Source organism: Ohtaekwangia koreensis (genome assembly GCF_900167975.1).
In the GTDB taxonomy this organism is placed as follows: domain Bacteria; phylum Bacteroidota; class Bacteroidia; order Cytophagales; family Cyclobacteriaceae; genus Ohtaekwangia; species Ohtaekwangia koreensis.
The window spans coordinates 56,061-70,693 of sequence record NZ_FUZU01000003.1; the positions used below are offsets into that span (position 1 = coordinate 56,061).

9 protein-coding genes are annotated in these 14,633 nt (G+C 42.6%); 7 read left to right on the forward strand and 2 right to left on the reverse strand.

The features are described from left to right. Positions 1-7: 7 nt before the first annotated feature. The 5 genes from B5Y40_RS19475 (at position 8) to B5Y40_RS19495 (ending at position 5,001) form a co-directional block, all read left to right on the forward strand. Positions 8-259, forward strand: a complete 252-nt coding sequence (locus tag B5Y40_RS19475; protein ID WP_079688529.1) for a hypothetical protein — start codon at positions 8-10, stop codon at positions 257-259. A 3-nt stretch (positions 260-262) separates the two neighbouring features. Beyond that, positions 263-1,189, forward strand: a complete 927-nt coding sequence (locus tag B5Y40_RS19480) for a TFIIB-type zinc ribbon-containing protein (RefSeq protein ID WP_159453746.1) — start codon at positions 263-265, stop codon at positions 1,187-1,189. A 14-nt stretch (positions 1,190-1,203) separates the two neighbouring features. Beyond that, positions 1,204-1,782, forward strand: a complete 579-nt coding sequence (locus B5Y40_RS19485; protein WP_079688531.1) for a DUF6620 family protein — start codon at positions 1,204-1,206, stop codon at positions 1,780-1,782. Between the two features lie 402 nt (positions 1,783-2,184). Then, positions 2,185-4,689, forward strand: a complete 2,505-nt coding sequence (locus tag B5Y40_RS19490; protein ID WP_079688532.1) for an ABC transporter permease — start codon at positions 2,185-2,187, stop codon at positions 4,687-4,689. Between the two features lie 132 nt (positions 4,690-4,821). Then, positions 4,822-5,001, forward strand: a complete 180-nt coding sequence (locus B5Y40_RS19495; RefSeq protein ID WP_079688533.1) for a histone H1 — start codon at positions 4,822-4,824, stop codon at positions 4,999-5,001. 298 nt (positions 5,002-5,299) lie between these two features. Here the strand turns inward: B5Y40_RS19495 and B5Y40_RS19500 are convergent, their stop codons facing one another. Beyond that, a complete protein-coding gene (locus tag B5Y40_RS19500) occupies positions 5,300-8,002 on the reverse strand; it encodes a TonB-dependent receptor (RefSeq protein WP_079688534.1) in 2,703 nt (900 codons plus the stop codon). Positions 8,003-9,212: 1,210 nt separating this feature from the next. Between B5Y40_RS19500 and B5Y40_RS19505 the strand changes: the two genes are divergently transcribed. Together B5Y40_RS19505 and B5Y40_RS19510 are read left to right on the forward strand one after the other, a co-directional pair. Continuing rightward, positions 9,213-11,132 carry an alpha/beta hydrolase-fold protein gene (locus tag B5Y40_RS19505; RefSeq protein ID WP_079689266.1) on the forward strand — a complete coding sequence of 640 codons (1,920 nt, stop codon included), beginning with the start codon at positions 9,213-9,215 and terminating at the stop codon, positions 11,130-11,132. A 146-nt stretch (positions 11,133-11,278) separates the two neighbouring features. Further along, positions 11,279-12,193, forward strand: coding sequence for an alpha/beta hydrolase (locus tag B5Y40_RS19510; RefSeq protein ID WP_245840720.1), 915 nt, complete (start codon positions 11,279-11,281; stop codon positions 12,191-12,193). 128 nt (positions 12,194-12,321) lie between these two features. On the opposite strand, the gene B5Y40_RS19515 is transcribed toward B5Y40_RS19510, so the two are convergent. After that, a complete protein-coding gene (locus B5Y40_RS19515; RefSeq protein WP_079688536.1) occupies positions 12,322-14,610 on the reverse strand; it encodes a CRTAC1 family protein in 2,289 nt (762 codons plus the stop codon). Positions 14,611-14,633 lie beyond the last annotated feature (23 nt).

Below are 14,633 nucleotides of genomic sequence, written 5' to 3' on the forward strand. Positions count from 1 at the left end.
AACTGAGATGGAAGAAAATAAAAAAACTCTTTCACTGCTGGAACGAATGAAACAAAAGGCCGTGGAGCAGAAATCGTATGGAGGAGAATTTACTGAAGAACCTGCAAAAGTGAATGCAAGGACCTGCCAGAATTGTGGCGCGGGAAGATCTCAACAAGATGGACTGACACATTGTGCTTACTGTGGATTTGAATTTCTATCGGTAAAGCTTACCGATGGCATCAACATCAAAAAAGAAGATAATACTCAAAACATTTAAACTGTGTCAGTATTTTTTAATAACGAATTTGAAAACAGCCGACTACCAGTTGTAAAAAAAGAAATGCAAGAGACCAAAGAACGTTTCTTTGCATTCATCGGCAAATTGGAAGATAAACTAAGAGAATTCACAGCTGCATCTATTCCTGAACTGGTAGCACTGAATGATACTGATACAGATCAATTCAAGCGGGGGTATCACAGAATGAAATCTGCAGTGCTAGGACAACTGGACAGCATTCAAAAAAAAGCGCTCGATGTCAAAGAAGAAAAAATCACTTGCTTCCCGTTCCCAAATGACGATCATGAAATTTCAAAGATATACCACCAGTTTAGAAATGAATGTTACGATCGCTTTTTTCAGTTAGACGAATTATATAGCAAATGCCGTGAGCAAGTAGAGAGTACTCACCAGGAAGACTTTGAATCCAAGTATCAAAAAATTCTAGATGAGTATGAAACTCTCAAGGATAAGTTTCGCTGTGAGCAATGTGGAAGTCCCGTGACCATTGATAAAATATATTTTACAACAACCTATATTACCTGCCCCTCCTGCCAAACACGAAATACTTTTGAACCGAGCTCGCAAGCCAAGATGCTGGAGCATATTGGAAGAAGCCTCGCCGAACAACGAACAAGTCATCTTCTCAAAGAGCATGATGAAATTCCTCAAAAAACTCAAACCCTATACCTGCAACGACATGAGATTGAATTGAGCCTCATTCACGAAAGTGATAAAAGGATCATCGAACAAAAGAGAGCACAGATGCAGGAGATGGAAAAACAGAAGCTCGAACTTGAAAGTAAACGTCCGGCTTTATACCAAACGTATTTACGGGCAATGTTTGATGAATGGAATAAAATTAATCCAGCGTTGGCTGATGAACACGAAAAATTTTACAACCGATTACTAAACGATTATCATAAATAAATTAAAATTCAATTATGAGTAATTCTCTATTAGAACCCGTTCACGGAGTATCATTGTACGACTATGCAGCCGCGGCCGCAAAAATGGCTACGGGCATTGATCAAAAAGAAATTTGTAAAACATTAGGAATCGAACTTGCTGTATTTGAAGAGGCATCTGCCTTGTGGGTGGCGCGAATGCAAGAAGACAGTACCTTCGAAGTATCTATACTTTTCGGACAATACTTTGGTGAAGCTGATAAGCATCCAAAACTAAGCGGACTTCAAGCTCAGGTGAGTGAAGAAGGAAAAGTCAATCTAGAGAAAATTAAAACCGACCGATATTTTTATGAAGAGTTGAACGGTGCCCGACAAGCTGCCTATGATTATGGCTATGATGGCGCGCAATGGATACAAGATAACTTTGGAATTTCGCTTGGCGATTTTCAATCCGTAGCAATGAAATGGTCAGAAGTACAAAATGAAGAAGTGAGAAATAACAACACCGATAATGTTCATCATTTCATTGATTATCAGCAAAAGAAACAAGAGGAGTATGCTGCAAAATTCGCCTCTGAACAAGGAGGCAATGTTGCTGATGATGTAGAATTCTAAACGCGCTATACTCCTATAGTTATATCGGGGCTTCCGGGCTATAAACATGTTAACCCTCACAATTTTGAGGACGATGAAAATCGTCCTCTTTTTTTTACTTTACAAAAAGATTCCGTTCGAATCACCTTCTAACTGCCCAGGAAGTAAAAGGACTTGAATACGTTGATATATACTATATAGCCATTATGTCTACAATAGAAGTACCCGTGCAATCAGTCAAAGTCAAAGCCAAATCGAAATTGATTCATTCGTTACAGGCAATCACGCATTCGCTTCCGACCAACCATGACTCAATATCGGACAGCCAATATTTGCTCATCATCAAAATCACGTCAAATAGCCTGCTTTTTTCTGGCAAGCAATTGGAATGTATACCAGCACTAAACAATCCGGAACCTATATATGCTCAGGTCATATTTTCTTGTAGCCTGGAGAAATCTCCTGCGCAACAAAGTATTTTCAGTTATCAATATCACGGGGCTCACCACCGGCATGGCCGCGGTGTCGTTGATTTATTTATATGTATATACCGAACATAGCTTTGATTCTTTTCATTCCAATAGTGAACGTATCTATCGTCTTCCTATCAGCTATGAACAGAACGGCGTGGCCTATAGAGCCGGTGCGGGAAATCATCCAGCACTGGCACCTGCCCTGAAGGCGAACTTTCCGGAAATTGAAACGATCGCACGCCTTTCTTCCTCGACTATATCTGTTCCGGCCACTACGGTTTCATATGAACCTGCCGGAGGATCCGCTATCAACTTTGACGAAACAAAACTCTTCTACGGTGATCCTGAAGTCCTGGATATATTTGACTTTCCATTAGTGGAAGGTGACAAAACCAATTGCCTGAAAGAACCATTCTCTTTGGTGATGACCCGGAAAACGGCTACTAAGTATTTTGGTGCTGCATCAGGCGTTGGAAAGACTGTGCGCTTAAATGGAGTTGCCTATACCGTTACAGGTGTGCTAAAAGATTTGCCTCCCAATACTCATGTAAACTTCGACCTGCTGGCTTCGTATCCGGTGAGAAATTTCGGAGCTGAATTCTGGGCATGGCCGGAGTTTCTTACTTATGTGCGACTTGCTCCCGGCGTTGACCCCCGTACACTGGAGAAGAAATTTAATGCGTTCCTAAAGCCTTACTTCGCGCGGCAAAAGTCCGAATATGGTTATGGAACCGTGATCGATCTTCAGCCCATCACCGAAATTCATTTGAAGTCGAATCTGGAAGATGAAATGGTTGGAAACGGAAGTGAGCGCACGGTATACTTTGTGGGCCTGCTCGGTATTTTTATTCTTGCTATAGCTTGGATTAACTATATAAATCTCTCCACTGCTAAATCTATAGATCGGGCCAAGGAAGTTGGGATGAGAAAAGTTTCAGGCGCTACACGCGGTCAGCTAATACTTCAATTCTTGCTCGATGCAGTCCTGATAAATATAGTTGCTGCGTTGCTCGCTATAGCACTCGTGATGATGTTGCTTCCTGCCTTCGAACAGTTGACCGGCTCTCCTACCGGCAGCATTCTTATTGCTACAAATGAACTGCTCAATCCATCCTTCTGGATTTTGCCTGTGGCTGTCTTGTTGACGGGTGTCATGGTCGTGGGACTTTATCCATCACTGTTACTTTCATCCTTCAGGCCGGTGAGTGTCCTGAAAGGTAAATTCACCAAATCAGCAACAGGGATAATTCTCAGACGAGGTCTAGTAGGATTTCAGTATGCTCTTTCCATTGTACTCATTGCCGGCACGCTAACCATCTCACGGCAGATCGACTTTATGCAACAGCAGGATTTAGGATATCACTCTGAAAAGATGCTCATCGTCAAAGGTCCTTCAAATGTTGACTCTACGCTTGCCGGAAGGTTTATGCATTTCAAAGATCTTCAAAGTAAGTTACCCGCCGTGGTGAAGATGGCGCGCTCCACCAATGTACCCGGTCGCACCTTGCCGTATGTAAACGCCGTTAGGTTGTTTGGACACGGCATGCTTGACAGGGTTTCGGCCTATACCCAGACGGTGGACGACCAGTTTTTTTCAACCTATGAAATTCCGCTTCTGGCCGGTAGGAATTTCACGGAAGACGATAGGTTCTCTTTCCCTAATCTTCCCAATGCCTCGTCTTTAATACCACCTCTCGACCGCACCTTTAGGCCGGAGAAAAATAAAATCATCATCAACGAGTTGCTTGCTAAAAACCTGGGTTTCGAAAATCCAGAGGATGCTATACATCAGCGTGTTCGTTTTTCGCTATGGGATGAATTTACAGGTGAGATCATCGGTGTGGTTAAGAATTACCATCAGACTTCATTAAAGGAGAGCTATGACCCGATCTTGTTCTTCTTTGGGTCCTATGAACAATGGCCCAGCATCTCCTTGCGCATCAGCTCCAATAATCTTCCTGCGACATTAGATAAAATAAAATCCAATTACGCAACAGCCTTCCCCGGCAATCCATTTGACTATTTCTTTCTCGATGATTATTTCAATCAACAGTATGCACCTGAACATCAATTCCAGCAGGTATTCTCAGTCTTAACAACCTTAGCCATCATCATCTCCTGCCTGGGTCTCGTTGGTCTGGGTATCTTTTCAGTTTCACAGCGCATAAAAGAAATCGGCATTCGCAAAGTATTGGGTGCATCGCTATACTCTATACTCTCGCTTTTTACGCGCGACTCCATGAAGCTGGTGGGGATAGCATACGGCCTGGCGCTTCCTTTAGTATGGCTGGGTGTACGATGGTGGCTTGAGACGTTTGCGTTTCACATTGATATGGAGTGGATAATCTTTCTTGCTCCCCCAGTATTACTACTGCTTATTTCTCTTGCTGTAATCACGGCAATAACTTTAAAAACTGCATTAGCCAATCCCGTTGGCTCTCTGCGAAGTGAGTAAAGAAGTATAAACAAATAAATGATTCGAAGTAGTAATACCACCACAGATAGCATGCCTATGACAACTTCATTTATCATTTTAGTGTGATAATTGCCGGCCATTTTGCAGATTTGTGTGCTAAAAAATAACGAAATGAAGAAATTTGAAGAATTGAAAACGCTGGTATCGTCTTTGGAAGAGGATATGGACAAGTTTTACAATAAGCAAAATGGCGCAGCGGGAACACGCTTAAGAAAGGCCATGCAGGACATGAAAAACCTGGCGCAAGAAATTAGAACAGAAGTGCAGGAAACAAAAAACAAAGAAGCTTAGTCGTCACTTCATTTCTGACTTAAAAAATAGAGAGATAAAGATTGATTTATCTCTCTATTTTTTTGTCCTTTTTCACCGGGTATAATCATGTTTTATTGTTTGGGCTTCTTCTTGTTGCAGTGTTTATTTTATAATCCATTCGTAAGCGAAGAAAGTATAGCACAAACTGAGATCTTATCGGCTCCAGGCAACGATACCCTATATATAGTCGGTACCTCCATTTAAGAGTAGCAAAAAAGCCGCCTCAATACTTGAGGCGGCTTCCTTCACGCTTGTTATTTATAGTGACATAGTCAATTTAGATTTTAACATTCAACGCCATGCTAAACATAGTACCGAGTTGACTAAAATGATATCCATCGTATGTCATCCGTGAATATCGCTGATTAAAGGTAATGAGATTTGATTGAACCTTGACGGCAGCAGGATCATTCAAAATTGCATCACCTTCTGCGTTAAGTGAAGCAAATTTCCATTCAGGCAAAACATTGAAAATGTTATTTGCATTGAAGGTTGCAGAAATCACCGGATTGAACTGATAGCTTATACCCAGATCGGTGATCGCTTTAGTTAAAAACTCTATTTGCAGGTTCTTATTCATGCCTGCATTTCTAAACTTAGTTGGCCCAAATACAGTATTTGTCAAGGTGAAATTAAACTTACCAAGGGTATAGTCTGCTCCAAGTATTACCTTGTATTTTGGACGCGATGAAAACATCAATGCTTCCTGTGTAGCATTCAACACGGTTTGCCCTGCCTCAGCAATTATAGCTGGGTTCTTAACACGGCCTTCCCTTTTGTTTTCCAAAGTATAATTACCTGCAAGATTGAACCTCAAGGTGCCGCTTCCAATAACAATGTTCTTATAGCTTGCAACCAGATCAATACCAGACGTGCGTGTATCCACCGAGTTGGCGAAGAAACTAAGCCCTACAATATTATTACTAGTTAGTACCTTATCTAAACTGGCATCCGGATTACCACTAGGCCCTATATCATTGCCCAGTACAATTCTATCCTTTACTTTAATATTATAATAGTCAACAGTAAAATTAAAATTCTCACCGGGCTTTGCTCCTATACCGATTGAAATGTTAGCAGACTTTTCTGCATCAAGCTTAGGAACGCCAATGAGTTTTGCTTGAGGAGATACGTTATTAACAAGACCGGAAACCTGAATTCCCTCTCCAGGCACAAAACCATACTGAGCTTTTTGAACATTTATCTGATGTAAAGATGGAGCCCTGAAGCCCGTTGAGACAGAACCACGAATCGTAATCTTGTCACCCCAAAATTTATAGCGCGTGCTAAGCTTATATACAAAGGCATCGCCGAAATCACTATAATTTTCGTAACGTCCTGTAGCATTGACTAAGAAATTTTCTGTTAAGTCAATACCAAAATCCAGGTAGCCTCCAAAATTGTAGCGATTCGACTTGAAAGAATTCTCTGCGCTGTTACCCGCGAACGAGTCCGCCCCTCCAGCATCATAGGATGCAAGATCACCCTCTATGATTTCAAAATTTTCGGATCTGAATTCCGATCCAAAGGCTACACTTACTTTTTCAGAGATCGATCTTGATATATCAATATTGCCTACATTATGAGAAAAACTGTAACCACCTGCTCTGAAAATGATCGGGCTCTTTTCCCGATATAGTAAATTTCCCTCCGAGTCGGTGAGCCCGGTTGTATTTCTGTTAAGAGAATTAGATATAGTATATAATTGTCTGTTCCCACCGGTCGTGAAACTAACATCAGTCTTCCATCCGTTCTTGTTTGTTTTAAAACCTATAGTGCCATGATAGTCATTCAAGTCACCATCAAATGTAGGAAGGTAGCCCAAGTACTGTTGCCCCGCCGGAGTTAGTAAACCGTAATCAGTAGGCCGCCAGTATGGAGTTCTATAATTGGCGAAGCTGTTTACTTTTTTATAAATATAGGCTGCATTATAGTATAGCTCTGTATGCTCATCAAGATCAATTCCACCATTAACCAGAAATTTGGAAGCCGTAGTTTCAGGTGATCCGTTGATGTTACCGGCATCTGGCTTAATAGCGAGGAAAGCTTTTACTTGATTAATGTCGGCTCCAAAGTCAGACGCTTCACCTTCGGCATCTACTATACCAGGGCGATTTGCAAGACCGGTTTTTGACAGGTCAATTGTATAGTTGATATACCCTTTGTTAGAAAGGGTTGCTCCATTATTCAGACTTACTCCGATCATTTTGCCATCACCTTCTGATGTTATTCCTGTTCTCAATGTAACAGAACCGCCCTCTGTATCATCCTTGAGAATTACATTCATTACACCTGCAATTGCATCCGATCCATATTGAGCAGAGGCGCCATCGCGCAGCACCTCAATTCGCTTAATAGCATCCACGGGTATAGCCGAAATATCGACACCACTTTCTCCACGTCCCGGGGAAGTTTGAGTATATATCAAGGCACTTGAGTTTTTTCGTTTGCCGTTAATGAGAATCAGCGTGCGACTCGGGCCCATATTCCTGATCTCATAGGGATCTAATAGCGAGGTCGCATCATTTACGGGAGTTTGCACCGTATTGAAAGAGGGTACTCTATACTGTAACGCTTTGTCAAATGTCAACTGCCCTGTACTTTCAAGATCTTTAACCGATATATTATCAATGGGGAGAGACGTATCGGTTATTGTGCGTTGGGAAGCACGGCTTCCCACTGAGATAACTACTTCTTCAAGCTGGCTAGTCGCTTCCTCCATTGCAATTGTCATATCACCGGATTCGGGTATAGCAACATCAACGGTCGCAAAACCGATGAATGAAAAAGATAAATGCTTGGCACTTTTGCGCACAGGTATAGAGAATTTGCCATCCGAGTCAGTATATGTTCCGACTGGACTATTTTTGAAAGTAACAGCAACACCGGGTAAAGGAATTCCTGCACTGTCTTTTACAACACCAGATACTAATCGTGAGCTTTGCGCAATACTTAGCTGGCATGATAAAATTAGCAGCATAAAAAAATAAATCGCTGTTAACTTCGTATGCAACTGAAACAATGCTGCTTGTCGTTGTAACCTGACAGCAACAGATATGCACCTTACATGCATAGTAGAAAAAATCATAACTAAAGTTTAAATGATTATTATAAATTATTTTAACGAGCCTGCCGGATAGTATTTGCAATAGCAGGACTTTGGTATATATTCATGTCGCCTTGGACAGGAATCAATTGAAAGACGCTTTAATGAAAGTTTCTCATCTATAGGTATATTTAGATTAAACACCAATTTCCACAGTATTTGACAACGCTGCTATAAACTTAGACAAGAGGTGGTCGCAAGACAATCCTGAATTATACCTATACGGGTATGCGGAAAATACGTAGACTTAACAGAGCATATTTATGATCGGCCAGTCTCTAATAAACAGTCCAATAATTCAACTACTATATATACCAGAAAGACAACACATAAAAAGTCTACAAAATGAGGCTTCTCAGTCTACGACCTGCACAAATAGTCTCATTACAGGCTCACATGTGTGCTGTATTCTCCTTGACCAAATCTATTTTTACAAGGCGTAGTTCTTCCCGAGGGTTAACGGGCAATCGCTGGCGTAGAATTCTACACATTTCTTTTTATTTACCGTGAGACGATGTGTATATAGGTTTGAGCATTTTATAATGGGACTATTTGGCGAACGAATGACTTTTTGTTAAAAACTTTGCTGTGTGCGTGCTTTATATATAATGTGTACTAGTACACACGGTTGTTTTATAGTCACAAACATCAAAGCATCTCATACTATAGCATGTTATTTCGTGGCTTGAAGGTGCCGGAATGAAAATCAAAGCGATGATATATCAATTCCCATTAGCAGCCGGGGGATGTGCAGAGACCCAGATGCCATCCAATAATCACCATTCGCTTCCACGCATTCCAGGTTTGCCTAGTATACTAAAATCTATTCTGTCTGAGTCTGTTTAAAACTTCCAATAAACACCGCCGGTTGATATTGCACACGTTTACAATGCGGGATGTCTTCCGCTTGTCCAAAATATACCCGCCGTGCCGCTCACCACAGATCTCATGCATTCCAGATAATCACCTGTTGTTTAATTGTATTCTAAACACTTTATTATTGGCTCTTGATGCAGGCAATTTGAAAGTATATGTAAACTGTTGCCTTATCAAGGAATCAACCAAACACAACCAAATAAACGCCATGAAAAAAATGCCCCTTTTGATTCTTCAACTACTAATGCTCACGCAAGTATATGCACAACAGCCTGTCCTGCGCGCACCAGATGGTTTTGATGTTACCCGCAATCACACTATACATGGAAAAATTGATTCGATATCGTACCACTCTACAACCGTGAGTGCATCGCGAAAAATGCTGGTCTATACACCACCTGGCTATAGCAAAAAGAAAAAATACCCCGTGCTATATCTGCTGCACGGAATTGGTGGCGATGAAAAAGAGTGGTTAAAGTCCGGAAGCCCACAAATTATTCTTGACAATCTATATGCTGAAAATAAAATAGCGCCCATGATTGTTGTGCTGCCTAATGGACGGGCGATGAAAGATGATCGTGCAGTGGGAAATGTTTTTGATAGTGTGAAAGTGAAAGCGTTTTCAACATTTGAAAAAGACTTGCTGCGCGACTTGATTCCATTGGTGGAAAAAAAATATTCTGTCTTAAAAGATCGGGAACACCGAGCTATCGCAGGCCTGTCCATGGGCGGTGGTCAGTCACTCAATTTTGGCTTAGGTAACCTGGATACGTTTGCCTGGGTCGGTGGTTTTTCTTCTGCACCCAATACGAAGGTTCCGGAAGCACTCTTCCCCGCTCCTGACAAAGCGAAGGCACAATTGAAGCTCCTTTGGATCTCCTGTGGAATCGATGACAACCTTATGCTCTTCAGCCAGCGCACACATGACTATGCGAAGGCTGCCAACATCCCGCACATTTTTTATGTTGAGCCCGGTGGACATGACTTTAAGGTTTGGAAAAACGATCTCTATATGTTTTCGCAATTGCTTTTTAAAACACCCAATCCCAAAGCGTTTGAAAAATATACTGTGTTGGGAACGGCAGCAGCTACCAATGTAAGAGCTGCAAAATATCCGCGTATACTTCCGGGCAGTCGCGTATTGTTTCGACTCAAGGCACCAGACGCAAAGAAGGTGCAGATCGATCTTGGTAAGAAGTATGACCTGGTAAAAGATGCAAATGATTTCTGGGAAGTAACCACAGACTCGATCTCCGAAGGATTTCATTACTACTCTCTACTCATTGATGGTATTGCCGTGGCAGATCCTTCGAGTCAAACATTTTATGGAATGGGTCGAATGGCGAGTGGACTGGAGATGCCTTTCCCGGGAGATGACTACTACGCTGTAAAGGATGTTCCTCACGGTGATGTGCGCACCAGACAATATTATTCCGCGGTGACGGGTTCATGGCGCAGGATGTATATCTATACACCACCGGGATATGATAACGCCAGCGAAAAGTATCCGGTGCTATATATACTTCATGGTGGTGGCGAGGATGAAACAGGTTGGGCAACGCAAGGAAAGACAAATCTAATCCTGGATAATCTTATCGCTGAAAAGAAAGCAAAGCCCATGCTTATTGTCATGATGGATGGGAATCTCGGCACCGGAAGTATAGCTAATTTCGGAGAGCAATCACTGCGAATGTTTGAAGACGAATTAAAGCAAGTCGTTATTCCATTCGTGGAGAAAAGCTATCGCGCGGAAACGGATCAAAAAAAGAGAGCGCTCGCAGGTCTTTCCATGGGGGGATTACAAACCTTATATGCAGGCGCCCGAAACACCAATTTATTTTCATACCTGGGCGTGTTCAGTTCAGGATGGTTTGGCAATCAACCCAACTTGTCTCAACCTCAATATGATTTCATGAAAGGTAACGCCTCCACGATCAATACTGACCTGAAAAGTTTTTGGATCGCGATGGGTGGAAAAGAAGACATCGCTTATAACAACTGCAAAATCATGTGTAGCAAGTTCGATGAGCTCGGTATCAAATATACCTATAGCGAATATCCTGGCGGCCATGCATGGCCTGTATGGAGAAACAATCTGTACAACTTTTCGCAAGTGCTTTTCAAGTAATCGTTTTATTGGATTGATCATGACAAGTTTTACAAAAAGCAATCGACAAACAGATTGCTATACCTATATATAATACACTTTTAAATCATTCACCCAACCCCAATCTTACCATGTTTAACTTCGTAAACAAGCTGACTAAAATTGTCATGCTGGCTACCTTGCTCTTCATCAACACATTTGCCATGGCGCAGGATGGCACTATATATCCGCTCGCAACGCCTGCAGAGCCTAATGCCATTCCACTCGGCACGGGTGGTGTTCAAGGACAACCCGCGCCTGAAACGTGGTTTCGCCAGTGGGGCGACCCGATGGCGCGAAACATTTCCAAGGCAACGCTCACTCCGTTCCTACCTAAACCTGGCAAAGCCAATGGTGCTGCTGTGATCGTTGCGCCTGGTGGTGGCTTCAGATGGTTATCACTGAGTAACGAGGGCTGGGAAGTGGCGCAGGCTCTTGCTGATCAGGGTATAGCTGCGTTTGTGCTCAAGTATCGTCTCTTCCCTACTCCGGAGTCACTTGATGGTTTCAAAGAGTCGATGAACAGAACTTTCGCTTCTGTGACACCCGCTGCCGGTGACAGTAAAAAAGAAACAGCACCTGCCAGACCACCGATGGATTTATCGAACCAACTTCAGGATGCTGAAGCAGCCTATAAGATGATTGTAAGCCGCGCTTCTGAATGGGGCGTTGACACGGCTCGCCTGGGTATGATCGGCTTTTCAGCGGGCGCTGGACTTACGATGCACTGCACGCTCAATTCGAAGTTAATGAAACTACATTTCATCGGTCCTATCTATGGCGGCATGGGTGCCGTGGATGTACCCAAGAATGCTCCTCCGATGTTTAGTGTTATAGCCAGCGATGACTTTCTCTTCCGCGGACAGTTTGGAGTAATTGATTCGTGGTATAAAGCGGGCCGACCTGTAGAGTTTCATCTATACCAGAATGGTGGACATGGCTTCGGACTCGGAAATCCTGACCGAACCAGTAATCACTGGTTTGATGCATTCATTCACTGGCTGAATGTGAACGACTTCCTGGCTGCAAAGCCGAAGAAATAGAAATATAGCGTAACACTTTAGTATCAACTGGTCGGCATGTTAAATGTCGGCCAGTTTTACTTTATAGATGAACCTGCAAGTATATTTCTTAACGAGACTTCGAAAGACTCAACAGGTTTAACGAGATGCTATTTACACAAAGGAATTTCAGCAGTCGAATCCGATGTATAAGACATCTTATAGGAGTGCCTGTGCAAGTGATCAGTATCGAACCGAAGGGCTTTCATCGGTATGCGCTCTATTTCATTGCTGCCTTCTACAATGCGAAGAAATTGATTCGGTTCAATATTTTGAAAAACCTGTTTGTTACCCGGATGCCATTGAATTTCGATTTCGTCAATCATCTTTGCACGACCAATGCCTATTTCTCTTCGAAGTGGAGAAGCTCCGAAGCTTCCACCTGAATTAACATCACGATATATACTACGCTTTATTCCGTCTTCTGTAATGGTAATCTTGATGCGAGCTCCTATAGCACAACGATTTGCTTTTGTACTCGCCAGGTCAAGTACGATCCACCGGTTTCGTTCATCCTGATTCGGGTTGAGGTAAAAAGCATTCTGAAAAGCATCTCCCTTGTAGGCACCGCCCAACTCGATGTATATATCCTGATCACCATCATTGTCTACATCTGCAAATGAAATGGCATGTCCTTTTTGAAGGTGTCCTACTCTTGCCGGCGAAGTAACGTCCACAAATCTTTTTCCGCCTATATTTTTGAAAAGCTTATTCGGAACGATCGATTCGAGTTCAGGATTACCGGTGCCCAAATACATATCGAGATACCCATCGTTGTCTATATCACCAAAGTTTGCCCCCATGGCAAATGCTTTCTTGACCAATCCCATTTCTTGAGAAACATTGGTAAATGTTCCGTCCTGATTGTTTTTATATACTATACCTGCACCTGACCTTCCCGTTGAGATGTTCAAAGCTTCGGCAGCTGAATATGCAGCGATCGGCCTGTCGAATGTAAAGTCTCCAACAAAGATGTCGAGCCAGCCGTCATTGTTATAGTCCCAAAACCATGTCGGAAATGTTCTGCTAACTCCGTCAGCGGCAACACCTGCCTGTTTCGTAACATCTTCAAACATTGGTATATTTGCGGAAGCACCTTTATTCTTCAACAAAAAGCGCTCACCTGACAGTGATGTCACAAATATATCTTTCCAGCCATCGTTGTTATAGTCGCCCGAGGTAACACCCTTCACAAAGCCTGTTACATCAACATGAGACTGCGCAGCTACATTGGTAAAGGTACCGTCCTGATTGCTCAGAAATAACTCGGCAGGATGTGGGCCTGAGATCGCATTCCCTTCCCATGATTCATTGCCGATGAATACATCTAACCAACCATCATTGTTGAAGTCATTCCACGTTGCCGTTTGTGTTGGATGAAGTGACAGGAGGCCACTCATGATCGTAACATCGGTGAACGTGCCATCACCATTATTTTTGAGAAGCGAATTGGGTTGTTTGCCATAGTTGCCGCGAAGCCAGGCTCCTCGTAAAACAAATATATCTTTGAAGCCGTCATTGTTATAGTCCATCTGCATCAGGTTCAAGCCACCGGTTAATTGTTTTAATCTTGTCGCTTCACTTCGATCGGTGAAAGATCCATCGCCGTTATTTTTAAAATAATGCATCTGCTCATCCACGCCCCATGCTGACGTTACTATATCCAGTAATCCATCGTTATCAAAATCATCCATGATACATCCACCGGCCATATTGTTTATATCCAGCGAAAGTGGAGAAGCTATATCTTGAAAAGGTTTTATAAAAACACCCGAGTCAATCTCCGGCATTGAAACTTCGAGACCCGGAACGAGCATCGACTGTGAAACGCATGCAGGATATTCGCCAAGCGTCATATAGGCTATATTGAGAAGCCATCGATACTCCAGGTTCTGAGGATTGTCCTGGAGTAGTTCTTCATACATGCGAGCGGCATTGCGTGAACCATCCGGCAATTGATGAATGCCTCTACCTTGAATGGGTAAGATGCATGTCTCAGGTGAATGGTTCCGGATGCAATTCATTCTTTCTCCACCGCGTAGGTATGCGAGTGCCAAAAGCACTTTCATGCGATCCATCCCCTGAATGTTTTCAGTGATGATCTTTTGCACCTGTGGCTTGAGGATCAGCACAGCCTCATCTTCGCGTCCCAATGCAATCAATGCTCTTGCCTTGCTGTGCGTAAAGAACATGATATCTTGCGCACTACCGGAAGCGTTGATCAAAGAATCATAATACCGGACGTGCGCCTCGGAAGCATAGTAATTATCAAATTGACTATAGTTTGTTTGTAACTGCTTGAGCAGATTCAACATTTCCTTGTGAGAAGCCTCTTCCCTGCTACATGAAATAATCAGGCAGTAGAGAAGTATATATACGATGCCTGTAATTTTCCTCATGGAGTATTTATACTATTCGTACA

Excerpts from the sequence above, each read along its gene's own strand:
- B5Y40_RS19510 (WP_245840720.1), top strand. The coding sequence starts at position 11,279 with ATGCTGGCTACCTTGCTCTTCATCAACACATTTGCCATGGCGCAGGAT.
- B5Y40_RS19500 (WP_079688534.1), bottom strand. The coding sequence starts at position 8,002 with ATGCTGCTAATTTTATCATGCCAGCTAAGTATTGCGCAAAGCTCACGA.
- B5Y40_RS19505 (WP_079689266.1), top strand. The coding sequence starts at position 9,213 with ATGAAAAAAATGCCCCTTTTGATTCTTCAACTACTAATGCTCACGCAA.
- B5Y40_RS19485 (WP_079688531.1), top strand. The coding sequence starts at position 1,204 with ATGAGTAATTCTCTATTAGAACCCGTTCACGGAGTATCATTGTACGAC.
- B5Y40_RS19495 (WP_079688533.1), top strand. The coding sequence starts at position 4,822 with ATGAAGAAATTTGAAGAATTGAAAACGCTGGTATCGTCTTTGGAAGAG.
- B5Y40_RS19515 (WP_079688536.1), bottom strand. The coding sequence starts at position 14,610 with ATGAGGAAAATTACAGGCATCGTATATATACTTCTCTACTGCCTGATT.
- B5Y40_RS19475 (WP_079688529.1), top strand. The coding sequence starts at position 8 with ATGGAAGAAAATAAAAAAACTCTTTCACTGCTGGAACGAATGAAACAA.
- B5Y40_RS19490 (WP_079688532.1), top strand. The coding sequence starts at position 2,185 with ATGCTCAGGTCATATTTTCTTGTAGCCTGGAGAAATCTCCTGCGCAAC.